At 60.0% G+C, this 20,784-nt stretch carries 20 protein-coding genes; 13 read left to right on the plus strand and 7 right to left on the minus strand.

Features of this window, described 5'->3' with window-relative positions; all coding sequences use genetic code 11:
• The first annotated feature begins 7 nt into the window (after positions 1-7).
• The 3 genes from JQ46_RS08775 to JQ46_RS08785 are packed head-to-tail and all read left to right on the plus strand — an operon-like array spanning position 8 to position 2,506.
• A complete protein-coding gene (locus JQ46_RS08775; protein ID WP_034987359.1) occupies positions 8-739 on the plus strand; it encodes an ATP-binding cassette domain-containing protein in 732 nt (243 codons plus the stop codon).
• Positions 726-1,913 (plus strand): hypothetical protein, encoded by a 1,188-nt coding sequence (locus tag JQ46_RS08780; protein WP_034987407.1) that lies wholly within the window; start codon positions 726-728, stop codon positions 1,911-1,913. The genes JQ46_RS08775 and JQ46_RS08780 overlap by 14 nt, the downstream gene beginning before the upstream one ends.
• A complete protein-coding gene (locus JQ46_RS08785) occupies positions 1,913-2,506 on the plus strand; it encodes a hypothetical protein (RefSeq protein WP_035011013.1) in 594 nt (197 codons plus the stop codon). Before JQ46_RS08780 ends, JQ46_RS08785 begins: the two co-directional genes overlap by 1 nt.
• Here the strand turns inward: JQ46_RS08785 and JQ46_RS08790 are convergent.
• Entirely contained in the window at positions 2,496-3,314 is an 819-nt protein-coding gene (locus JQ46_RS08790) for a fumarylacetoacetate hydrolase family protein (protein WP_051876310.1), read from the minus strand. The genes JQ46_RS08785 and JQ46_RS08790 overlap by 11 nt on opposite strands.
• 62 nt (positions 3,315-3,376) lie before the next feature.
• Between JQ46_RS08790 and cysS the strand changes: the two genes are divergently transcribed.
• Positions 3,377-4,813, plus strand: a complete 1,437-nt coding sequence (gene cysS / locus JQ46_RS08795) for a cysteine--tRNA ligase (RefSeq protein ID WP_192817260.1) — start codon at positions 3,377-3,379, stop codon at positions 4,811-4,813.
• On the opposite strand, the gene JQ46_RS08800 is transcribed toward cysS, so the two are convergent.
• Entirely contained in the window at positions 4,770-5,357 is a 588-nt protein-coding gene (locus tag JQ46_RS08800; protein ID WP_011273026.1) for a hypothetical protein, read from the minus strand. The two genes, cysS and JQ46_RS08800, sit on opposite strands and share 44 nt — an antisense overlap.
• Positions 5,358-5,566: 209 nt before the next feature.
• Here JQ46_RS08800 and JQ46_RS08805 point away from each other — a divergent pair, with 209 nt between their 5' ends.
• The 8 genes from JQ46_RS08805 to rlmB all read left to right on the plus strand — a co-directional run bounded on the left by JQ46_RS08805 (position 5,567) and on the right by rlmB (position 14,385).
• Positions 5,567-7,501: an HtaA domain-containing protein gene (locus JQ46_RS08805; protein ID WP_011273027.1), complete on the plus strand. Its 1,935-nt coding sequence runs from the start codon at positions 5,567-5,569 to the stop codon at positions 7,499-7,501.
• A 48-nt stretch (positions 7,502-7,549) separates the two neighbouring features.
• Positions 7,550-8,641 (plus strand): heme/hemin ABC transporter substrate-binding protein, encoded by a 1,092-nt coding sequence (locus JQ46_RS08810; RefSeq protein ID WP_005296744.1) that lies wholly within the window; start codon positions 7,550-7,552, stop codon positions 8,639-8,641.
• A complete protein-coding gene (locus tag JQ46_RS08815) occupies positions 8,625-9,674 on the plus strand; it encodes a FecCD family ABC transporter permease (RefSeq protein WP_005296741.1) in 1,050 nt (349 codons plus the stop codon). The genes JQ46_RS08810 and JQ46_RS08815 overlap by 17 nt, the downstream gene beginning before the upstream one ends.
• 32 nt (positions 9,675-9,706) lie before the next feature.
• Positions 9,707-10,579: a heme ABC transporter ATP-binding protein gene (locus JQ46_RS08820; protein WP_005296738.1), complete on the plus strand. Its 873-nt coding sequence runs from the start codon at positions 9,707-9,709 to the stop codon at positions 10,577-10,579.
• 5 nt (positions 10,580-10,584) lie between these two features.
• Entirely contained in the window at positions 10,585-11,601 is a 1,017-nt protein-coding gene (locus tag JQ46_RS08825; RefSeq protein WP_051876311.1) for an HtaA domain-containing protein, read from the plus strand.
• An 80-nt stretch (positions 11,602-11,681) separates the two neighbouring features.
• Entirely contained in the window at positions 11,682-12,356 is a 675-nt protein-coding gene (locus JQ46_RS08830; protein ID WP_005296733.1) for a heme oxygenase (biliverdin-producing), read from the plus strand.
• Positions 12,353-13,225: an HtaA domain-containing protein gene (locus JQ46_RS08835; protein WP_034965368.1), complete on the plus strand. Its 873-nt coding sequence runs from the start codon at positions 12,353-12,355 to the stop codon at positions 13,223-13,225. Before JQ46_RS08830 ends, JQ46_RS08835 begins: the two co-directional genes overlap by 4 nt.
• Positions 13,226-13,428: 203 nt before the next feature.
• Positions 13,429-14,385, plus strand: a complete 957-nt coding sequence (rlmB, locus tag JQ46_RS08840; protein WP_034987367.1) for a 23S rRNA (guanosine(2251)-2'-O)-methyltransferase RlmB — start codon at positions 13,429-13,431, stop codon at positions 14,383-14,385.
• A 51-nt stretch (positions 14,386-14,436) separates the two neighbouring features.
• Here the strand turns inward: rlmB and JQ46_RS08845 are convergent, their stop codons facing one another.
• The 4 genes from JQ46_RS08845 to JQ46_RS08860 all read right to left on the minus strand — a co-directional run bounded on the left by JQ46_RS08845 (position 14,437) and on the right by JQ46_RS08860 (position 18,700).
• On the minus strand, positions 14,437-16,086 hold the full coding sequence (locus tag JQ46_RS08845) for a carboxylesterase/lipase family protein (RefSeq protein ID WP_034987370.1): 1,650 nt from the start codon (positions 16,084-16,086) through the stop codon (positions 14,437-14,439).
• Between the two features lie 87 nt (positions 16,087-16,173).
• Positions 16,174-17,112, minus strand: coding sequence for a metal ABC transporter permease (locus tag JQ46_RS08850; RefSeq protein ID WP_034987373.1), 939 nt, complete (start codon positions 17,110-17,112; stop codon positions 16,174-16,176).
• Positions 17,109-17,810, minus strand: a complete 702-nt coding sequence (locus tag JQ46_RS08855; RefSeq protein ID WP_034987376.1) for a metal ABC transporter ATP-binding protein — start codon at positions 17,808-17,810, stop codon at positions 17,109-17,111. Before JQ46_RS08855 ends, JQ46_RS08850 begins: the two co-directional genes overlap by 4 nt.
• Positions 17,810-18,700 carry a metal ABC transporter solute-binding protein, Zn/Mn family gene (locus tag JQ46_RS08860; protein WP_034987378.1) on the minus strand — a complete coding sequence of 297 codons (891 nt, stop codon included), beginning with the start codon at positions 18,698-18,700 and terminating at the stop codon, positions 17,810-17,812. The genes JQ46_RS08855 and JQ46_RS08860 overlap by 1 nt, the downstream gene beginning before the upstream one ends.
• Positions 18,701-18,839: 139 nt before the next feature.
• Between JQ46_RS08860 and JQ46_RS08865 the strand changes: the two genes are divergently transcribed.
• Positions 18,840-19,949 carry a LacI family DNA-binding transcriptional regulator gene (locus JQ46_RS08865; protein WP_011273041.1) on the plus strand — a complete coding sequence of 370 codons (1,110 nt, stop codon included), beginning with the start codon at positions 18,840-18,842 and terminating at the stop codon, positions 19,947-19,949.
• Here the strand turns inward: JQ46_RS08865 and otsB are convergent.
• The gene (gene otsB / locus JQ46_RS08870; RefSeq protein WP_011273042.1) at positions 19,914-20,783 is read right to left on the minus strand and encodes a trehalose-phosphatase; all 870 of its coding nucleotides are present in this window, start codon (positions 20,781-20,783) and stop codon (positions 19,914-19,916) included. The two genes, JQ46_RS08865 and otsB, sit on opposite strands and share 36 nt — an antisense overlap.
• Position 20,784 lies beyond the last annotated feature (1 nt).

Raw genomic sequence — 20,784 nt, forward strand, 5'->3', positions numbered from 1 at the left:
AACTTTCTTGTCGAATAGCTACTCGTTTTCTTTTAGCTACCCGCGCTCTGATGAAGGTGTCGAGGTCCACTCGCTTGAGGTTCCCACTAGCCCGACGGTGATTCTGGGTGTCAACGGTGCCGGTAAGACTACGCTTATGAAGTTGCTCGCCGGCCAGTTAAAACCGTCTGAAGGCGTTGTGCCGAAGTTGGGCCGAGCGGTGTACGTCCCGCAGCATTTCGAAAACATCAATAGTGCGCGCGTTGTCGACTATGTTTCCTACGTCGCCTGGCTTAATGGTGCCGGTTGGGCGGAGAGCAAGAGGACCGCGGCCTATTGGATTGAATTCGTAGGCTTGAAGGAACACGCACATAAGCAATGCAGCAAGCTGTCCGGTGGGCAGCAGGCTCGCGTGCAAATAGCTACAGCCCTGAACTCTAACGCGGAGCACATACTGCTGGATGAACCCAGCGCCGCACTCGACCCCCTGGCGAAGCGGGATCTGCAAGGGCTCTATCGATCCATTGCGGAATCGGGCGTTGGCCTTTGGGTTTCTAGTCATCAGCCTTTGGAAGTGGAGAAGCCGTTCGAGCATGTACTCGTGTTGCATGAAGGAAAGGTTGAGTTCCAGGGGCCAATGAGCGATTTTCTGCGAGTTGGGCGCGGTTCGCTAGAGCCGGGGGAGTCACATCGCTATTCCGACACTGTGAGAAACCTTGCGGAGGCATTTTCCAGGACCGGTGGCCATGTCGAGGATTAATGCGATCAACGTTGCTTTGGTGCTCGCAGCTGCAGCGCTTGGTTTGCTGAGCATTGCACTCAACGCCAACCCGGTGCCTACGCAGGACAACGCAGTCTCCAACAGCTTGGCCATCTACTATTCGCTGGGGCCAATCCTGGGCTTTATCGGTGCTAAAGAGATGGCACGCTTCCGTTCCTTTTTTAAGTCCCGCGGCTCTGTGCAGGATGTTTTTAAAGTCTGGCTCAGATCCTTGGCGCTTCCGCTATTGCTCGCGGTGGTAGTGGTGCTGGCCTACCTCGCAGTGCAGCTGGCGGATATCGGATACGTAGAGTCCGCACAGTCCCTTGCAACGGGGCTGGTCTTTATTGTTCTTCACGGCGGGGCATGGCTGAGCTTGGGGGCAACTTTAGGGCTGTACCTACCAGCAATTGTGGCGATCGCTGTCGGCCTGCTTCTTCCTTATATCCTGGTCGCTTACCCGGTGTCGCTCTCAAACGTGGCGTGGCGACAAATGTTCGGGCAGCCGTTCAGCTCCTGTTGCCAGGTATCGCAGAGCGTGGACCCGATTCTGTGGAAGGCTTCGGCGCTGGTGCTGGGGGCTATATGCGTTTGCTCGTTGCTGTTGACCGCTGCTTTTCATGGAAATTGGCTTCCGGGGCTGTCCGCGTGGCCACTTCGCGTGGCAGTCATTGCTCTGTTCGGCGTGAGCTGTGGATTAGGCTACGGAATCGCCCAAGACGGAAACTATAGTTCCGCGGTGCCCCGCCCCCAAAAGCGCATGATCTGCGAGGGAGCATTGTGTTACTGGCGCGAAACCCCACCTGAGCAGATAGACGCAAACCGCAAGGTGTGGGAATCTTTGGGCGTCACTACCTATAGGCTGATCGACGCCGAACCGCAACGGGACGGCGACATCTGGCTCGCCCACTCGAATCAGCAACAGGAAGTAAAGCACGCGCTCCTGGTCGAACTCCTCAGCAACGAACCTGCGCTTAAGGGGGCACCATCGTGTTGGGGAACTCCGCAGGAACCAGTATCAGTCGCGGAGTCTCTTCCCGATCTGACGGAAGAAGAACTGGAACGAGCGACCCTGACACCTTCCGGACAATGGCGCGGGGTGCATGGCACGAATGAGGGAGTGGACGTGAAGTTCATCCTTGATCGGGCGAACTCCGAGTGTTGGGAGGGATAGTGTCTACCCAGCATCGAGGACAGATCTATTGGCGCGGACATTCCGCGACCTATGCGGTGATGCTTCAGGTATTCGGCGTCGTGGGCGCCGTCCTGTTCGGCACGACCACGATTCCCATTCCCTGGGCTTCGTGGAGTTCGTCCGGAGTCGTTCCGTTTAACTTTGTGTTCTCCATCGCTATCGTTAGCTCTGCGGTGATGTTCTGGGATAACCGGCTTTCCCAGCTGGAAGAACTAACTGGCCGCACGTGGGCGGCCTGCGACTGGCTTTTCCTTGGGATTTGCTTGGGCGAATGCGGCGTTGTCGCGGTCTTGGGCAACCCAGGCATGTTGCAGTACACGCTTATTGCATTGTCGGTGATTTTCGGCGCATGCTTGGTGGCAGACCTGCGAAAGAGCTTCTATGGACTGCTTCTGCTAACTGCCGCCCAGTGCCTGCTCATATCGGTGTTGCCAAGCAAATACCTGCCATTGTTCTGGTCGCCCAGGATCGATGTGATTGTGATTGCGCTTCCCATCTGCCTGCTACTTTTCGCGGCAGTGCGGAGCGCTATCAAGAAGGCCGAGCCCCGGTTGGCTCAGCTCAGCAGTTAATGCGGTTGCAGATTTCCCCGATGCCGTCGATAGCGATGCGCACCTCGTCGCCATCGGCCAGGTACTGCGGTGGGGTCATGCCATGGCCGACGCCCTCTGGTGTGCCCGTCACGATGACGTCACCAGGTGCCAACGAGGCGAAATTGCTGATGTAATCCACCAGATCCTGTGGCTTAAACACCAGGTCGGCAACGCTGTGCTCCTGGCGGAGTTCGCCGTTGACCCAGGTGCGCAAGACAGCCCCTTCCGCAATCGGATCGAAGTGTTCGGCGGGAACCATCCATGGGCCGAATCCGCTGGAGCGGTCCAGGTTCTTGCCCTGCAGCCACTGCTGGGTGCGGTACTGCCAGTCGCGCTGAGAGAAATCATTCATCACGGCGTAGCCCGCGATCTGGCCGGCCTCTCCCATAATGACGGCGAGCTCGCCCTCGTAGTCTGCCTGCGCAGAGAGCTCCGGAGGCACCACTACCTCGTCGAACGGGCCTGCCAAGGCGGAGGCGTACTTCACGAACAGAGTGGGGTGGTCTGGGATCGGGTGCCCCATCTCTGCGATGTGTTCCCTGTAGTTCAGGCCGACACAGAAAATTTTCCCGGGGTTCGGTACGACCGGCCCCAGCTGGTCGGCGGTGAAGGTAACGGTAGGGAGGGAATCCAGCTCCGTGCTGCTGATCGGCGCCTTGTACGGGAACTCGGCAAGGAGTTTGCCCTCGCCGCCTTCGGCGGAATAGGAGGTGACGGCGATGGGCTGCCACGCATCCCGGTTGTTGAGGCGGATGGTGGCGAATCTCGTGATGCTTTGAGTGTGCATGCCTTCCACGATACTGACACGCAGGGGAAAGAGGCTGGATGCGCATGCCTATACTGTGTGGTGTGACTTTGCGAATCTACGACACTGCCGCCCGCCAGCTCCGCGACTTTGAGCCTATCCGTGAAGGCCATGCCTCGATCTATCTGTGTGGAGCGACCGTGCAGTCGATCCCGCACATCGGACATGTACGCAGCGGAGTCGCTTTCGACATCCTGCGCAACTGGCTGGAGGCCAAGGGGCTGGACGTCGCTTTCGTAAGGAACGTCACCGACATTGACGACAAGATCCTGACCAAGGCCGCGGAGAATAACCGCCCGTGGTGGGAGTGGGCTGCCACGCACGAGCGTGCGTTTAACTGGGCTTATGACCAGTTGGGCGTCACCCCACCTTCCATCGAGCCCCGCGCCACAGGGCACGTGCCGCAGATGATCGAGTACATGCAGCGCATCATCGACAACGGCCACGGCTACGCCGCAGACGGCAACGTGTACGCGCAACCCGCGACGATCGATAACTACGGTTTCCTGTCCGGCCAGAAGCTGGATGAGATGGATCAGGGTGAATCCGCGGGCACCGGCAAGCGCGACCCGCGCGACTTCACCATGTGGAAGGCAGCCAAGCCGGGCGAGCCGGCCTGGGACACTCCGTGGGGCCGTGGCCGCCCGGGTTGGCACATCGAGTGCTCCGCGATGGCCACGACCTACCTGGGCAGTGAGTTCGACATTCACTGCGGTGGGTTGGACCTGCAGTTCCCGCACCACGAGAACGAGGCCGCGCAGGCGACGGCAGCGGGGGATGGGTTCGCGCGCTACTGGATGCACAACGGCTGGGTGACGATGTCCGGTGAGAAGATGTCGAAGTCCCTTGGCAACGTGCTTTCTATCCCGAATGTGCTGAAGCTGGTGCGTCCGGTTGAGCTGCGCTACTACCTGGGCAGCGCGCACTACCGTTCGATGCTGGAGTACTCCGAGGCTGCGCTGGGCGAGGCCGCTGCGGGCTACCGCCGCATCGAGAAGTTCCTGGTGCGCGCCATCGAGTTCGTCACCGGAGAGACCGCTGTGGACCCGCAGGCGCTGCCGGTGGGCGAAGTGCCGGAACAGTTCGCGGAGAAGATGGACGACGACCTGGCCGTACCGCAGTCGCTAGCCGTGATCCACGACGTGGTTCGTGAGGGCAACAAGCTACTGGACGCAAAGCCCACGGACGAGGCAAAGCAGCAGGTTAAGGAGATCGCCGGACAGGTTCGTGCGATGGCCGCTGTGTTGGGCGTGGATCCACTGAGCGAGACGTGGCTGGAATCCACCAAGGCCGCTGCTGGCGGTTCTGATGTGGCGATGGGCGCCCTGGACGTGCTGGTTAAGGCTGAGTTGGAGCGCCGTGCTGAGGCCCGTGCGGCCAAGGACTGGGCCACCGCCGACGAGGTGCGCGACCGCCTGGCTGAGGCTGGCATCGAGGTTACGGATACAGCCGATGGCGCGAAGTGGTCGCTGAAGGGGTAGTTCCATAGACGTACTCGTCGGGTTGTAACTCTGATCCCGGAAGCTCGACCTCGTCGTCATACATTTCTTCGGGTACGAAATATTCTTCGTCGTTCGACCACATGGGGTTCAGGCCTGGCAAGAACCAAATGGTGGCGGCAGAAACGATGGCGATGATGATGCCGCCCAGTGTTGCGTGCTCCGGCGGGATGTACCAAAAACCGGCCACAATCAGGGCGCCGATGGAGCCGATACACAGGGGGAGGAAGAGGTTCAGATTCAACCTGTTTGCGGTTCTGTATTCGACCCAGTCCTCGCTGGGGAAGCGGCTGCGGGCTTGGGAGCGGATCCGGCGCTGCGTTTTCTGAGAACATACGACGCATGCGATGGCGACTAGTGCCAGCCCGACTCCGGCGATAATGAAGTCGCCGACTACTGCGCCGTATGCCATCACGCCGATCGATACGGTTAGGGCAAAGCGTTCGGTCGCGGAAAGCGGAATTGCCTGGTGGGGGTCTACTTCAGGGTAGAGGTTGGCCAGAGGGGCCGGGGTGTATGCGGTCATTCTTCGCGTCCTTTCTCGGGGGTGAGAGGTGGGGGTGGGGGACGAAACTAAACATAAGATGCTTTCGTCTCTTAGGCTGACTCATGATACTTTCAGCTAAGTCGAGCCTTACCTAATTAAGGTAACACTATCCTAATCTAATGGGTAAAACCTAGGTAGAGGTAAGGCGGCGCAAATCTTTTGATGTTTCAGTTTTGAGTAGGATCAGCATGCATCTTTCACCGTTTGGATCACGTCGAGGCTCCTCGCGACGGTTGTTCGTCCGCGCATCCACGGCTGTGGCTGCCACCTCCGTACTTGCCTTCGCTCCCGTAGCATTTACCACGGTCGCTACCCCCGTTGCCTCAGCGGCGGGAACCTGTGAATTCAATTGGGGTATCAAGCAGAGCTACCGTGCCTATATCCAAGGCCCTGTCGCTAAAGGCGGATGGGGTGGCGACGGTATCGGCTTTAATGGCGATAAGACCGGCCCGAATGGAGCCTTCCAGTTCCGCCCCCAAAAGCCCCAGGTAAACGGTGATACGGTGACGGTTCCGCTCAACGGAGTTCTCCGTTTCAACGGCCACAACTATGGCGGTGATGACCTGTTAGATATGACGCTCTCCGATTGGAAGGTGCGCGCAAAGGGAAAAACCGCCGAGATTCTGGTGGACTATGTCTCCTATGAGTCGGACATGGTCAATAAGAGCAAGCGAGGAGCCAAAATCACTGGCGACGATGAAGTCATCGCCAAGGTGAACCTGTCCACCCCGGTGACCCCTGGCTCAGGGAGCGTGAACCTTTCTGGTTCTACGACACTTACTCAAGGTGGCAGCCGGCTGTTTCTCGCTTACAATGCGGGAACCTCGATGGATCCAACCAGTGGCTCAGTGGCTTTGGACGGCAGCTGTGGATCAGATTCGGGCAGTGGCTCGGGATCGGGCGAAAAGCGCACGCTGACCACGATCGATGGCAACTTCACCGGCTTTAACAAGGAAGCTATGGGAATTCTGTCTGAGACGAACGACACGATGAACGCCCTGACCACTTTCATGGGTAACTCCCAAGCCTTCTTGGACGAGTATGAATCTTTCGTCAATCGCGGGAGCGTAAAGAACGGATCTTCTAGCGGAAGCGACTCCGGAACTAGCTCTACCTCCGGAACGAACTCTAACTCCAACTCCGGTTCTGGTGGTGGATCGGCCTCTGGCGGAACATCGCTTGGAGCAGGGAACAGTGGTGCGCGAAACGGCGGAACAGGCGGCGGGTCGGCCGCCAGCGGAGGCGGAACAACCCGGGGCGGTGCCACAGCAGGTAGAGCAGCTGGTGGCGGTGGAGACCTGCACTGCGAGTCGGTCAAGGCAGTCGAAAGCGCCAAGGCATCGTGGGCTCTGAAGGAATCCTTCCAGTCGTACATCACCGGCTCTATCGCTAAGGGCAAGTGGGATTTGAGCGGGGTCGGATACAGCGGCGGCAAGTATCAGTTCACCGGCAACGGCGGCAACGTCGATACGTCTTCTCAACAGGGAACGATTTCCTATGGTGGCGCGATGCAATTCACCGGTCACAACGGAATTCTCGACCTGAACATTGCGAATCCGGAGATCCAGTTCAACGGTGGAACAGGAAGGCTTGTTGCCGATGTTCGTTCTTCAAACATGGAAGGGGAGAAGCGAGACTTCGGGCGCACAGTGCTGGGAGACCTGAGCTTTAGTTCCCTTGATATCTCGGATAACTCAGTAAGCGGAGAGGCGAGTGTATCGCTGACCCAGGATGGCTCTGTGGCTTTCGCCGAATTTTACGATCCGGGAACTCAACTAGCGCCCATATCTTTCAGCGCCCAGCTAGGTGGCCAGGGTGACTGCGACGCAGTGGGCGGTACGACAGCATCTGGATCGAGTGCGGGTGGATCGGGCGGTGGTTCTTCTGCTGCGCACAATGCTGCCGCCGCGAAGCTCGCCGGCAATAAGGACGGTTCCGGCAATGGCGTCGACGGCGATTCTTCATCGGCGGGGTACGAAAACGGATCGAGCAAATTCAAGGTTAAGCCTGCTGCGGCTGAGGGTCAGGATGAGAACCCGGCTACTTACCTTCTCGGATTGATCGTAGGAGTCATCGTCGCAGGTGGAAGCATCGGTCGACTGGTTGTAAGTAATCCGTCTTAATCCGCCTACTAGGTGGCAAGACACTGCTCAGTTAGAAAGCACGTTTTAATGTCCATTGTTCTTAATCGAACTGTGCGGTTAGCGTTCCGCACCTGTGTGTTGTTTATCTGCACGGCTAGCATCGCTGCGTGTGGCGTTAAGGGCGCCTATGAATCCGAAGCTGATGCTGCTCTGCGAAACGACATCAAGAATGCTGCTGATCTGCAGGATCCTCGTAGCTTTGAGGGCGTTTCGGAGGTCAAGGACTTCACGGATGTGGAGCCTGTGACCAAGAATCCATCCCCGAAGCTGCCGGTGGAGCTGACCGACGCAGACGGCCACGATGTCAAGGTTAATAAGCTCGATCGGATTCTGGCTCTTGACCTGTACGGTACTTACACTAAAACCCTTACTGGCCTGGGTCTTGCCGATCGGATTGTAGGCCGCACGGTCTCTTCTACTGAAAACATCTTGGCCGACAGGCCAGTGGTCACTCAAGGTGGGCACAACATCAACGTGGAAGCCGTGTTGTCGTTGGAGCCGGATATCGTCATCGTGGACCACTCCATCGGGCCACGGGACGCTATCGATCAGATTCGTCAGGCGGGCGTGACCACTGTGGTCATGGAACCGACCCGCACGATCGATTCGGTAGCCGAGGACATCACCACGCTCGGTGCTGTCGTGGGCCTCCCGGAGGATGCGGAAAAGCTTGCGGATCGCACAGTCGAGGAAATAAATCTGGATAAAGAGACCATCAAGAAGATGGTGCCCTCTACACCGATGCGGGTGGCATTCCTTTATGCCCGTGGAAATGGTGGAGTGTTCTTCATCATGGGCGAAGGGACCGGAGCAAAAGACCTGATCGAGGGCGTTGGTGCGGTTGACGTGGGGACGGAGAACAACCTTTCCTACATCGAACCAGCCAATGCGGAGTCGCTAGCTAGGTTAAACCCAGATGCGTTCATCATGATGACCGGCGGGTTGGAATCCACCGGAGGGATCGAAGGCCTGCTCAAACGCCCCGGCATAGCTCAAACCACGGCAGGACAGAAGCGGCGCGTAATCACGATTCCAGATGGTCAATCGTTGGCGTTCGGCCCTATGACTGGGCAAACACTTTTGCGGACAGCGAAGGCGTTATATGACCCACACGGTTAATACGAACGAGTTTCTCCGGGCGCGAACGCGCCGATGGGTAGGGATTTTCGGTGCACTGGTGGTGCTAATGCTTGTTGCTGCGGTGCTATCGATCGTGCTTGGACAGTACTACGTGCCACTGCAGGATTTAGGTTCAATCTTGCTGGGGAAAGACCATCATTCAGGTCTGGCCTCCAGCGTAGTGTGGGATATTCGCTTGCCGCGCATCCTGCTGGGGTTCCTAGTCGGCGCATGTTTGGGTGTGGCTGGAACATTGATGCAGGCGGTGTTTGCCAACCCTCTGGCCGAGCCATCGATTATTGGCGTGACCTCGGGCGCCGGGGTTGGTGCGGCGTTGGCAATCGTCTTTAACCTTGCTTTCTTCGGCACGTTCACCGTTCCGTTCTTCGCCTTTCTTTCCGCATTGGTTGCCGCTGGCCTGATTTACCAGCTAGCACGAAGTCAAGGCCGAGTTGTGGTTATCAATCTGGTTCTCACAGGTATCGCGGTCAATGCCGTGTGTGGAGCAATTATCTCCTTCATGGTCTATTTGGCTCCGACCGCCAGTCGGGAAGAGATCATCTTTTGGCAGATGGGATCCCTAAATGGTGCCCAGTGGAAGCACGTTTGGGCGGTTTTGCCGATCACGATGGTTGGAATTGCCGTAGCCCTACGGATGGGTGGGGCACTAGACGTGCTTGCTTTGGGTGAGAAAGCCGCTGGTCACACAGGGATCAATGTAAGTCAATTGAGAGCGATTGTGATCATCGCTGCGACCGTACTCACTGCAGGTGCAGTTGCCTTTGCTGGGCTCATCGGCTTCGTAGGGCTGATTATCCCGCACCTGTTGCGAACGGTCATGGGGCCGGAGAATTATCTCCTCATCCCTGCTTCTGCGCTTGGCGGGGCGGTCTTGATTGGTCTGGCCGATGTGGCTGCCCGCACGTTGATTGAATTCGCAGATTTGCCGATTGGCATCTTCACTGCCCTTGTCGGCGGCCCGACTTTCTTCGTTCTGCTGCGCCGAATGATGCGAAAGGGGATGCACGCATGAGTGCTCACGGTAGCGATGCGACTACTAACAGTATGGCTATCGGCGATAAGGCCATTGAGGTATCTGGCCTCGCCGTCGACGTTGGTGCCAAGCGGTTGCTCAGTGACATTAGTTTTGTCGCTCGTGCCGGCGAGGTCACAGGGCTCATTGGGCCGAATGGTGCTGGTAAGTCGACGCTGCTCGCCGCGCTGTCTGGGGATATTAAACCTACTGAGGGTGTGGTTTCCGTCGCCGGATTAGACCCCTCTCGGGCCGATGCAAGGGCAATGGCGCAGCGCCGTGCGGTGTTGCTTCAGGATGTCCAAGTCGCGTTTGAGTTTCTTGTTCGAGATGTTGTGGCGATGGGACGGCGACCGTGGCGAGGGACAGTCGATAGCAGTGTGGATGAGCTCATTGTTGACGCTGCTCTGGACGCCACCGGTTCCACTGCGTTGGCAGTTCGTGACATCGTCACTCTTTCCGGTGGCGAACGTGCTCGGGTTGCGTTGTCCCGAGTTTTGGCCCAGCAAACACCGGTGGTGTTGTTAGACGAGCCGACCGCGGCGATGGATATCCGTCATCAGGAACAAGTCTTGAGCTTGATGCAGCAGATCGCTCACAGAGTTGGAACTGCGGTGGTGATTGTGTTGCATGACCTCGACGCAGCTGCGGCGTATTGCGATCACATCGTCTGTCTATCGAATGGGCGAATTGCCGCCGCTGGATCGGTTGATTCGGTCTATACCGACGAGATTCTCTCCAGCGTTTATGACTGGCCCATCGAAGTTGTCCGCAGTGCGGATAATGACGTCTCTGTTCGTCCGCGGCGGAGGGATCCGCCAGCTGCAGTAGCTCGACTGCTTTCTGCATATCAATCCATTCCATTCACTAGGGCTAAGTCCCTAGGATCCATTCATCAGGAGTAATTCTCATGTCTATTAAGTCAACTCGAAATGTCATGCTCGGCACTGTGATGACTTTCGCCCTGGGCACTGCTGCACTTTCCGTACCCGTTGCATCGGCACAGGATGGCGCATCTCAGGCTAAACCTGAATGCAAAACTGTTATCACTGGCGGTACCTTCAACTGGGGATTGAAGGAGAGCTTCCGCAGCTACATCCTGGGGAGAATCGCTCAGGGAAGCTGGGAAACGAAGGGTGAGGTTAAGGAATCTGATCCTGCCAACAAGAAATCCAAGGACTTCCAATTCCAATTCCAGGTAGACCCAAGTGTATCTAGCATTGAGGTCGATTCCGAGGGCAACGTAACCAAGGCAGAGATCGGCACCAAGCCGTCCGATGTCGTTTTTGAAGGCCATCATGGTGCTTTGTACTCGAACTTCAAGTCCCCTTACATCACGGCCGAGGGGGCTAGTATTCAGGGCGGCGCTAGCTATGAGGGATACTACGTGCCTGGCAAGCACATGACTGAGTATACGCCTGAGGACCGTATCGAAGAGAACAAGGTTTCCGGCAGGGACGTGTTCTCGAAGGGGCACGGAAACTGGAAGGTTGACGGGGACACTGTCACGCTTGATGCAAGCAGCATGACCTACGTTCCTAAGCCAGGAACGGATGGGGACAAGAACATTGTGGAGGGTGTAGACGTCCTATTCATGGGCATTTACTCGGCGGACTACAAGCCAGAGCTGGATGACATCAATGTTTCTCTGACCACCGAGAAGAAATGTGCAACGCCAGGGGAGCCGAATCCGGATGATGAAGGTGGTCCTGGCCCGGACAACCCGAGCAACCCAGACAACCCGGATGACCAGGGGCAAGGCCAAGGTTCGCTGGGCAAGTTCGGAAAGGTGTGGAACTACATTCTTGGCACGGTCGGAATCCTAGGCATGCTGGCGATCATTGGCCACGCGATCAACGTGTCTGGCGCTCTCGATGGCATTCACAAGAAGATTGATGAATTCCTACGCCACCACAACTTGCGCTAATAACGAGTTCCCTTTTCTCGTTCAGCGACAAATTCCAGATTCCACGCGGATCTTGAAACTCTTTCGAAAGGAATAACGTGATGGCTTCGACCTCCACACTTTCAAACACAAGCTTTAACACAGCCGAGCCGATCTCTCAGGCACTGCGCAATGCCACTGCGGAGGCGCACGGGCGCGCAGAAGGATCCGAGTTCATGAGCACCCTTTTCAAAGGCGAGCTTGACGCTCAAGCGGTGTATGCGCTTTCGGGACAACTCTGGTTTGTCTACAGCGCTCTAGAGAACGCTGTAGAAAGAGTCTCCGGCACTCCCATCGGGTCGGTTATTGCCGATCCGCGCCTGCAACGTTGCGCTGCGTTGGAACACGATCTGACGTATTGCCTCGGCTCCGATTGGCGCGAACAACTTGAACTACTGCCCGCCACCCGGCGGTATGTAGATCGCCTCGACTCTTTCGGAGAACAAGACGTTGTACGAGTGATCGCTCATCACTATGTCCGCTACCTCGGGGATATTTCCGGCGGTCAGGTCATCGCTGTACGTGTAGCAGACCTCTACAATGTCGCTCCTGAGGCATTGAAGTTCTATGACTTCTCCGCTATTGGCAAGATCCCTCCGTACCGAACCAGCTACCGTCAGCGCCTCGATAGCCTGCCACTCACAGCACAGCAGCGTTCCGCATTGATTGAGGAAGCCATCGATGCTTTTGGTATGAATTTTTCCCTGTTCACAGATCTTTACGGAGTCTGCGCGTGAATACACCATTCTTGTCCAAGTCCAATTCCCGCCACTTCGTTGCCAGCGCCCTGGTCAGTTCCGTCGCGTTAAGCGGCATGGCGGTTCCTGTAGCACAGGCAGAGGAAGTGTCCGCCCCAGTGTTAGGAGCCGGTGCTTTTGCCTGGCCGATCAAAACCTCTTTCCTTAAGCATGTGCAGGGGCCGATCGCCAGGGGAACCGTCATCGGCGATGGAGGCGCGGAGTTTAAGGGAAACCAGTTTGTGTTCCCAGTAAATACCCAAGAAACAAAGCTGGACCCGCAGGGGAATGGCACGATTGCCCTGGACGGCAGCGCACATGTGACCGCATACAAAGGTCTTGGTAAGAACGGCGGGCCAGCTTTGGATGTCTCTTACTTCGACTTGAAGTTGAATGTCACAGGTCAGGCGGTATCGCTTATTGGGGACTACTCCCTTTCCGGTAACACGGCGAACGATCCTACACAGCTAGACAAGCGCGGCGACGATGAAGTAATCGTGACCTTCACCCTGGAAGCCCCGATTGATCCGGGTAAGGATCTCGTTGCCCAGAACCGTCCCACAACGGCCGGTATCGGATTGCAGAGATCTCTACTCCGCTACAACGAGGGCGAGCAGCTGGAGGGCGCGGACGTTGACCTGCTGCTGGACTATGACGATGGCAAGCAGATAGAAGATGTAACCCCGCAGGAACTGCAGGGAAGTGCAAGCGGATTCTCCGGTTCTTCTAGTGGCAGTTCCAAAAGCTCGCCCCTTGGCATCGCGGCCGGTGTGATCGCCGCCATTGCGGCAGTGATTGGGGTAGGGGCACTGGCCTCCGGGCACGTGGATTGGCGCGGAGTTTTAAAGAACTTCGGCATCAACGTCTAGAGGTAAAGCACCACACCACCCCATCTGCGAAGAATTGTTGGTCGTTCCAGCTGCTGCCGACAGGATTGGCAGTGGAAGTAACAAATTCACAGCAGGTGGGGTGCTTTGCTGTCCACGTTCTCGTGAGCCTGGTTCCAGTTTTGCGTGCCGGGAAGTAACATACACAAACGCACGTAGTCGACCAGGTAAGAGGGGCAATCACAGTGGCGGGCAACACCCAGCGCAGCGGAGGCGTGCGCAAGAAGAACAAGAAGGGCGCAACCAAGGGCTCCGGTGGCCAGGGGCGCCGCAGCCTGCGGGGCAAGGGAGCCACGCCGAAGGCGGAGGATCGCGTCTACCACGCCGCTTACAAGCGCAAGCAGGCCGCCAAGCGCCGGGCATCTGGTGCGCACGACCGCTTCGCAAAGGACGAGAACCAGGTGGAGCTGGTGGTCGGCCGCAACCCGGTGATCGAATGCCTGCACGCCAAGGTCCCCGCCACCGCGCTGTACGTCGCGGAGGGCACCAAGAACGACGAGCGCCTGGCAGAGGCCGTCCATACCTGCGCCGACCGAGGCATCTCCGTGCTGGAGGTTTCCCGCGCAGAGCTGGACCGCATGACCGGCAACGGCATGCACCAGGGCATTGGCCTGCAGATCCCGCCCTACCAGTACACGCAGGTAGAGGACCTGATTCAGCAGGCCGCCTCCGCTCCTCAGCCCGGATTGGTCGTCGCGCTGGATAACATCACCGACCCGCGTAACCTCGGTGCGGTCATCCGCTCCGTAGCGGCCTTCGGCGGCCACGGCGTGATCATCCCGGAGCGCCGTAGCGCCTCCGTGACCGCTGTTGCTTGGCGTACCTCTGCGGGCACGGCCGCGCGCCTGCCGGTGGCGAAGGCCACCAACATGGTGCGCTCCCTGAAGCAGTTCCAGCAGGCCGGCTACCAGGTTGTAGGCCTGGACGCCGGCGGCGACCACACCCTCGATACCTACGACGGCACTACCCCGACCGTCATCGTCGTCGGCTCGGAGGGCAAGGGGCTGTCCCGCCTGGTTTCGGAGACCTGCGACACGATCATGTCGATCCCCATGGCCAAGTGGGTGGAATCCCTCAATGCGTCGGTCGCTGCGGGCGTGGTGCTCAGCGAGTTCGCCCGTCAGCGTCGCGCTGCTAAGTGACGCCCGTTCGTCCCAGCCGTAGCCGGCTCCAGCGCGAGCCGATAATTGGCGCTAGCCGAACATTTCCTCCTGCTTATCCCACTGGACCTGTGCCCACGCCTCCCGCAACTCGGGCTGTGGGTCGTAGATGGTTTCCTCGCCGGTGGGGAAGTGGGCGTCAAAAACCTGCGTGGCGAAGCCCAACGAATAGGGATCGAAACCTGGGTCGTGAGAGTGCACGAACTGCCTCCACCGCGACTGCATGGCGACGGAGGTGGCGCGCATCTCGCCGCGACCGCCAAGTAGTACTGCAATGCGCCCCTTGTCCTGATCGTAGCGCTGGAAGAGGATCGGCAGATCTAGGGCGTGTACCGCGCCCATGCCCGTAGCGCGCAGGAACGGGGTGGTCGTGTCCAGGCGGTAAACCCACGCCCGGTCGCTCGGGTGATTCTGCGCCAAGTACCAGGAGGGGCCGGTGAACAGCGCGTCGCCGAAGAAACGCCCCTTGAGCTTGCGGGACTTCGGGCCACCGTAGTGCTGCTCCAGGATGTTGGCGGCCTGAGCATCGGCGCCGGAAATCGCGTGGGCGAACGTGCGCGTGCGCGTGTACTGCATGGAGCTACGCTTCGGCTCCAGGTGCATCATGTCGTACTCGTTGCGGTTCGTGCCGATCAGCAGGGGCACGTCCATCATCGCGCCGGGGGATAGCGGGTGCTCCGGCATCAGATCCCCGTCGATGACCGGAGCGAAAGGGCCGGCCTTGGAGATCGGGTTGTCTGCGTGGAAGCGCACCATCTCGTCCGAGAGGCGGCCCAGGATTGTGTGCTCGGCGGTTAGAAGGTCTGCGGTGGCGGCCTGCAGCTCCTCATCGCTGAGCTCCGGTGGTGCCTGGCGAACCGGGGCGCGCTGGTCCAGAGGCAGGGATTCCTCCGCCCGCATGCGGTGCAGCCAGCGGGCGGCGAAGTCCGTCCAATACTTCGCGTTGGCGCGGGTGTGGGCGATCATCGGGGCGGGGGACTGCGCAATGGCGGCGCTGAACAACCCCTTCGCTGAGGGGGTGGCCAGCAGGGAGGTGACCATGGAGCCGCCGCTGGATTCGCCCATGATGGTCACGCGGTCAGGATCGCCGCCGAAAACGCGGGCATTATCGTGGATCCAGCGCAGAGCCGTCAGCAGGTCGGAGTGGCCCGCGTTGGTATCCATGTCGTCGGGAGTGTGCGTGCCTTCGCCCAGGGCTAACTGGCCGAAGATACCCACGCGGTAGTTCACAGCCACATACACGCAGTCGATGGCCTGGGTGAAGTACTCGCCGGACAGCAGGGGCTTGTTCGCCGAGCCGTGGATGTTCGATCCGCCGTGGAAATAGACCACCACCGGGCGGCAAGCCTCCGGGTCGATGGCGGGCGTGGGGGAGTGCGCGGGACGGGGAACCACCACATTGAGCCAGAGGCAGTCCTCCGTGCCCTCCCAGTTGCCTGCGGATTTGCGCGCCGGGCGGTACTGGGAACATGCGTCGCCGGAGGTCGCGGCGTTAAAAACGCCCTCCCACGGTGCGATGGGCTCGGCCCGGCGGAAGCGACGGTCGCCGATGGGTTTCTCAGCGTAGGGGATTCCGCGGAAGGCAGTTACGCCGTTCTCCGCGTGCCCCTTAACCAGGCCGGTGGTGGTACGGACGATCCAGGGGTTGGAAGGTTGTGGGTTCGCAGACGTCTCGGTAATCACAAGTGCTACCTTAACGAGCCGCGCTGCCTCTGTCCCTCTTCCGGGGGAGGTGCTTATGTTTTTATGTGCTTTATGCGCCCGGCTTGTTTAGGCGTGGTGAGCGTGGCCTGCGGCCTCGTTGCTGGTCTGCTTCGAGATCGACTCGCCCGCAGCCGAATACTCCCGCGCCCGCACCGCATCCGCCTGCACGTGTCGGGAACGCATCCAGGCGATTCCGCGACAGACTAGGTAGATCACAAAGCTCAAGGTGGTCACGAACACCGAAACTGGCAGCCCCGGCGCCAGCGATGCCACCAGTCCGCCGACCGCCGACACCACGGAGAAAACGCCCGACAGCACCACTGCCAATACTGGGTTGCTGGTCACCTTCACCGCCGCCGCGCCCGGAGTAATCAGCAGCGCAATCAACAGCAAGGCGCCGACGATCTGCACGCCCTGGCTGGCCACCACACCGATCAGCGCGGCGAACACCAGAGCTAACACGCGCACCTTCACGCCCGAGGCTGCGGCCAGCACCGGATCCACCGTGGCGAACAGCAGCGGCCGCCACAGCAGCGCCATGGTCACCACCACCAGCACGGCCAGTACCGCTAGGATGCCCAGCGAGGCGGAGCTCACGCCGACAATCTGGCCCGTCAGCAGGCTAAAAGCCGCGGAGGATCTGCCCGGGTAGAGGTAGATAAACAGCACGGATAGGCCCATGCCGAAGCTCAAGATCACCGCCACGATGGCGTCCTGCTCCCTTTGCCCCAACGCCGTCAGCGCCACGGCGGCCAGCACCGCGCCGATCAGCGCACCCCAGCTCACGCTAAAGCCGAACAGCAGCGCGGCGGCGGCACCCATCAGCGCCAGCTCGCCGGTGGAGTGCGCGGCGAAGCTCATCTTCCGCATCACGATCAACGGGGCGATCGCGCCGGAGACAATGCCCAGTAGCAGCGCCGCCAGCAGCGCATTCTGCACGAAGTCCACCGAAAGCAGCGCGAGGGTGTCCTCCCACCAATCGCCGGTGTGGAATTGGCTACTCATACGACCACCAGCTTTCCGTCTACGTTCACTACCTTCACGTCCGTCTGGTACAGGCGGGAGAGCGTCTCGCTGTTCATGACCTCATCCACCGTGCCGATCGTGTGGCCGTGTGGTGCGAGGTACAGCACCCGGTCGGTCACGTTAAGGATTGGGTTGATGCCGTGGGTGACGAACACGATTGCCGTGTTGTGCTCCCGCCGCCTGCGATCCAGCAGCTCCACGGTCTTCTTCTGCGCGCGCAGGTCCAGGGAAAGCAGCGGCTCGTCGCACAGCAGTAGCTCTGGGTCCTGCGCCATCGCCTGCGCCTGCCGGATCAGTTGCTGCTGCCCGCCCGACAGCTCGCCGACCCGTCGATTGGCCAGGCCGGTCGCGCCTACTTCTTCCAGCGCTGCGTCGATCTGGGCTTTCTTCGGTCGCCTATTCTTTATGACGCCCGCTGCGAGCGCGAGGCCGACCAGATCTCTCGCGCGTAGCGGAATGGTCGGGTCGAACATCCTTTGTTGGGGGATGTAGCCCAGCTTTTCCGTCACTTTGAGGCTGCCGCGGCTGAGTTTGCGGGTGCCGAGGACGACGTTCAGGAGGGTGGATTTTCCCACTCCGTTGGGGCCCAAGATAGCCAAAAACTCCCCTGGCGCGACCTCGAGGTTGAGGTCGCGCCAGAGGGGTTCGACTGCCGCATCGCGGAGAGCGAGGACCATTACTTGGTTGCATCCTCCAATTGCTTGACCAGGGCGTCGGCGTACTCGAAGTAGTCCTGGCCCTCATCGGGGGTTTCGTTGACGTTTACTACCTTAATGCCAGCTTCCTTGGCGGCGTCGGTCAGCTGTTCGGCTGCCGGGGTTTCCGACTGCTCGTTGGTGATGAGGATGTCGGCCTTCTTGTCCGTGATCAGCTGGCGGGTGGCAGCCAGGTCGGCGGCGGAGGGCTCGGACTCGTTATTCACCGAGTGGGCAAAGCCCTCCGGGGTGACGTCCTTCAGCTCGGAATCTTCCACCAGCTCGGCGGCGACGGACTCGGTGAGGATGACGTTCTTGCCGCTCAGCTTCTCGATGCGCTGCTTCAGCTCGTCGGTCTTCTTAGTGATGTCCTCGTTGGATTCTGGGATGTCGGAGTTGAGCTTGTGCAGCTCGGCGGAGAGCTTCTGCTCGAACTCGGAGACGACGTCCAGGTCGAACCAGACGTGGGGGTTGGCTCCGCCGTGGTCGTGCCCCTCGTGGCCGTGGTGGTGTGCCTCGGCCAGCGGCTGCGCCGTCACCAACGGGGTGCCCTCTTCCACGTTGTCGGTCAGCCAGTTGTCATAGCCCGCACCATTGGCAACCACGATGTCCGCGTCTTTGACCGCCGCGATGTCGCGGGCTGTGGCCTCGTACTCGTGCGGGTCGTCGTCCTTGCTGCTGAGGATGGTGGTCACCTCAACATCATCGCGCCCCTCGGTGATGTCCTCGGCAATGCTGCCCCAGATGGATGTAGAGGCGACCAGCTTGATCTTGTCGCCATCCGCGGGGGAATCCCCGGACCCGCCCGCGCAGGAGGTCACGCCCAGCGCCAGCGTCGCGATACTCAAAACTGCTCCGAAATTGGCAACCATTTTCTTCATTCTTCCGAGGCTAATGGGCACGAAAAAGCTCGTCAACATTAATCTTGAGCCAGATACGGGGATCTGGGCAGTGCCGGGGGAGGGGGCGTCAACCCCCAAGAAAGAAGGGCTGAGGGCTACCCTTAGAAGAATGAATAGACCAGCACGGCGCGGCACATTGGCCTCCATCGCGGCCGAACTGGGCGTTTCGCGCACCACAGTTTCGAACGCATACAACCGCCCGGATCAGCTTTCGCCCGAGTTGCGGGACAAGATCCTGCACGTCGCGGCGAAACTTGGCTACCCCGGGCCAGACCCGATGGCGCGTTCGCTGCGCACGCGCCGAGCGGGGGCGATCGGCGTGCTGCTGACCGAGGAGCTGCCTTACGCGTTCGAAGATCAGGCGTCGCTGGAGTTCGTCTCTGGCGTGTCAGTGAGCTGTGGGGCGATGGATGCCTCCATGCTGTTGATCCCCGCGGGCGTGGACGATAACCCCAGCGCCGATCGCCCCGCACAGCTGGTGAACCAGGCCAGCGTCGACGGCTTTATCGTCTACTCGGTGGCGGGCGACGACCCGTACCTCGCCGCCGTGCGTAACCGCGGATTGCCGACCGTGGTGTGTGACCAACCCGCCGGCGCCGGCGATCCTTTCGTGGGTATTGACGACCGCGAGGCCATCAAGCCCGCCATCCGTACCCTCGTCGACGCAGGTCACACGCGCATCGGCGTGCTGTGCATCCGCCTGGATCGCACGCCGAACAACGGGCCTGTGTCCGCCGAACGCATCGAGGGCGCGCACATGCACGTGCAGCGCTCGCGCCTGCTGGGAATCCTGGACGTGCTGGAGGAAGCCGGGATCGAGCAAGCCCCCATCGTCGAACGGCACATCAACAACCCCCAGACCGCCTTCGACGCCGCCCAGGAGTTACTTTCCACCCACCCGGAGCTCACCGCCGTTGCCTGCACCACCGACTCGCAGGCGCTCGGTGTGGTGCGTTACGCAGCGGAGCAGGGAATCGACGTGCCAGGTCAGCTCTCTGTGACGGGGTTCGACGGTATTCCCGAAGCTATTGACGCCCACATCACCACCGTCCGCCAACCCAGCAAAGACAAGGGACTGGAGAGCGGCAACATGCTCGCTGAACTCATCGAGCAGCGGTTGAATGACAACCCGGCCAAGCCCGCGCACCGGGCGGAGACGCCCACCGTGCTGCTGGAAACTGAGCTAATACGCGGAACGTCCGTCGCGCCGCCGCAGTAGATCCTGCAGGAAGTCCCGGACATCCTCCGGGGTATCAAAACGGTGGGTAGCGGAGGTCTCCCCGCCGCCGACGCGGATGCCGATGTCTGGGGTGTTCGCAGCGGGGGCTACGAGGTGGGGGTCGGTGGCTCCAACGGCTGGCGCCATGTCGGAGGAGTAGTGCAGCGTAGAGAGCGCCGTCTCGTCCGTCGTATCGTCCCCGGCGAAGAGCACCCGCAGCTCCCGGCCGTGTTCGCGCGCGTAGGCGCGACGGAAGTCCTCAATATAGGAGCCCTTGGTGGTCTTATCCACCGCGACCTCCAGGATGTCCTTACCCCACGTCACCTGGGACAGATCGCTGGTGGTGGCGACGTCCGCCAAGCGCTGGTTCAGCCGCCCGGCCAGTTCCTTGTCCTGCACCAGGCGAGTATGCAAGCCCACCGCCAGGGGCTTGATTTCCACCCACGCGCCATCGTGTTCGGTGGCGATCTCCTCCGCATGGGCTCGCAGTTCATTAAGCCAGGCCCGCTGAATTGGGCTCAATTCCGTCGCGCCACCGTCGGCAGGTTCCGCGCCGTGGCTGCCGACCAGGCGCACCGGCCCGTGCGTGGGCAGCATCGTAGCCTTCGATAGCTGTTCCAGATTGCGCCCCGAAATCACCATCGCCACAGTGTTTGGCAGTTGCGCCAGCCCCTCCAGGGCCTCTATCGCGCCGGGGACGGCGTGCACTCCCTCTGGCTCGTCGGAAAAGTGTGCTAGGGTTCCGTCGAAATCCATCGCTACCAGTAGGTCTGGGGTGGCGGCGAGGCCGGAGAGGTCGGCGTCCGAAAGAAAAGGCAGCAACGAACCATCCATG

The sequence above is a fragment of the Corynebacterium jeikeium genome, assembly GCF_000738175.1.
Classification (GTDB): domain Bacteria; phylum Actinomycetota; class Actinomycetes; order Mycobacteriales; family Mycobacteriaceae; genus Corynebacterium; species Corynebacterium jeikeium_C.

Bases quoted from the DNA above. Each gene is read 5' to 3' on its own strand.
- JQ46_RS08780 (WP_034987407.1), top strand. From the start codon at position 726: ATGTCGAGGATTAATGCGATCAACGTTGCTTTGGTGCTCGCAGCTGCA.
- JQ46_RS08790 (WP_051876310.1), bottom strand. From the start codon at position 3,314: ATGCACACTCAAAGCATCACGAGATTCGCCACCATCCGCCTCAACAAC.
- JQ46_RS08800 (WP_011273026.1), bottom strand. From the start codon at position 5,357: ATGACCGCATACACCCCGGCCCCTCTGGCCAACCTCTACCCTGAAGTA.
- JQ46_RS08805 (WP_011273027.1), top strand. From the start codon at position 5,567: ATGCATCTTTCACCGTTTGGATCACGTCGAGGCTCCTCGCGACGGTTG.
- JQ46_RS08810 (WP_005296744.1), top strand. From the start codon at position 7,550: ATGTCCATTGTTCTTAATCGAACTGTGCGGTTAGCGTTCCGCACCTGT.
- JQ46_RS08815 (WP_005296741.1), top strand. From the start codon at position 8,625: ATGACCCACACGGTTAATACGAACGAGTTTCTCCGGGCGCGAACGCGC.
- JQ46_RS08820 (WP_005296738.1), top strand. From the start codon at position 9,707: ATGGCTATCGGCGATAAGGCCATTGAGGTATCTGGCCTCGCCGTCGAC.
- JQ46_RS08825 (WP_051876311.1), top strand. From the start codon at position 10,585: ATGTCTATTAAGTCAACTCGAAATGTCATGCTCGGCACTGTGATGACT.
- JQ46_RS08830 (WP_005296733.1), top strand. From the start codon at position 11,682: ATGGCTTCGACCTCCACACTTTCAAACACAAGCTTTAACACAGCCGAG.
- JQ46_RS08850 (WP_034987373.1), bottom strand. From the start codon at position 17,112: ATGAGTAGCCAATTCCACACCGGCGATTGGTGGGAGGACACCCTCGCG.
- JQ46_RS08855 (WP_034987376.1), bottom strand. From the start codon at position 17,810: ATGGTCCTCGCTCTCCGCGATGCGGCAGTCGAACCCCTCTGGCGCGAC.
- JQ46_RS08860 (WP_034987378.1), bottom strand. From the start codon at position 18,700: ATGGTTGCCAATTTCGGAGCAGTTTTGAGTATCGCGACGCTGGCGCTG.
- JQ46_RS08865 (WP_011273041.1), top strand. From the start codon at position 18,840: ATGAATAGACCAGCACGGCGCGGCACATTGGCCTCCATCGCGGCCGAA.
- otsB (WP_011273042.1), bottom strand. From the start codon at position 20,783: ATGGATGGTTCGTTGCTGCCTTTTCTTTCGGACGCCGACCTCTCCGGC.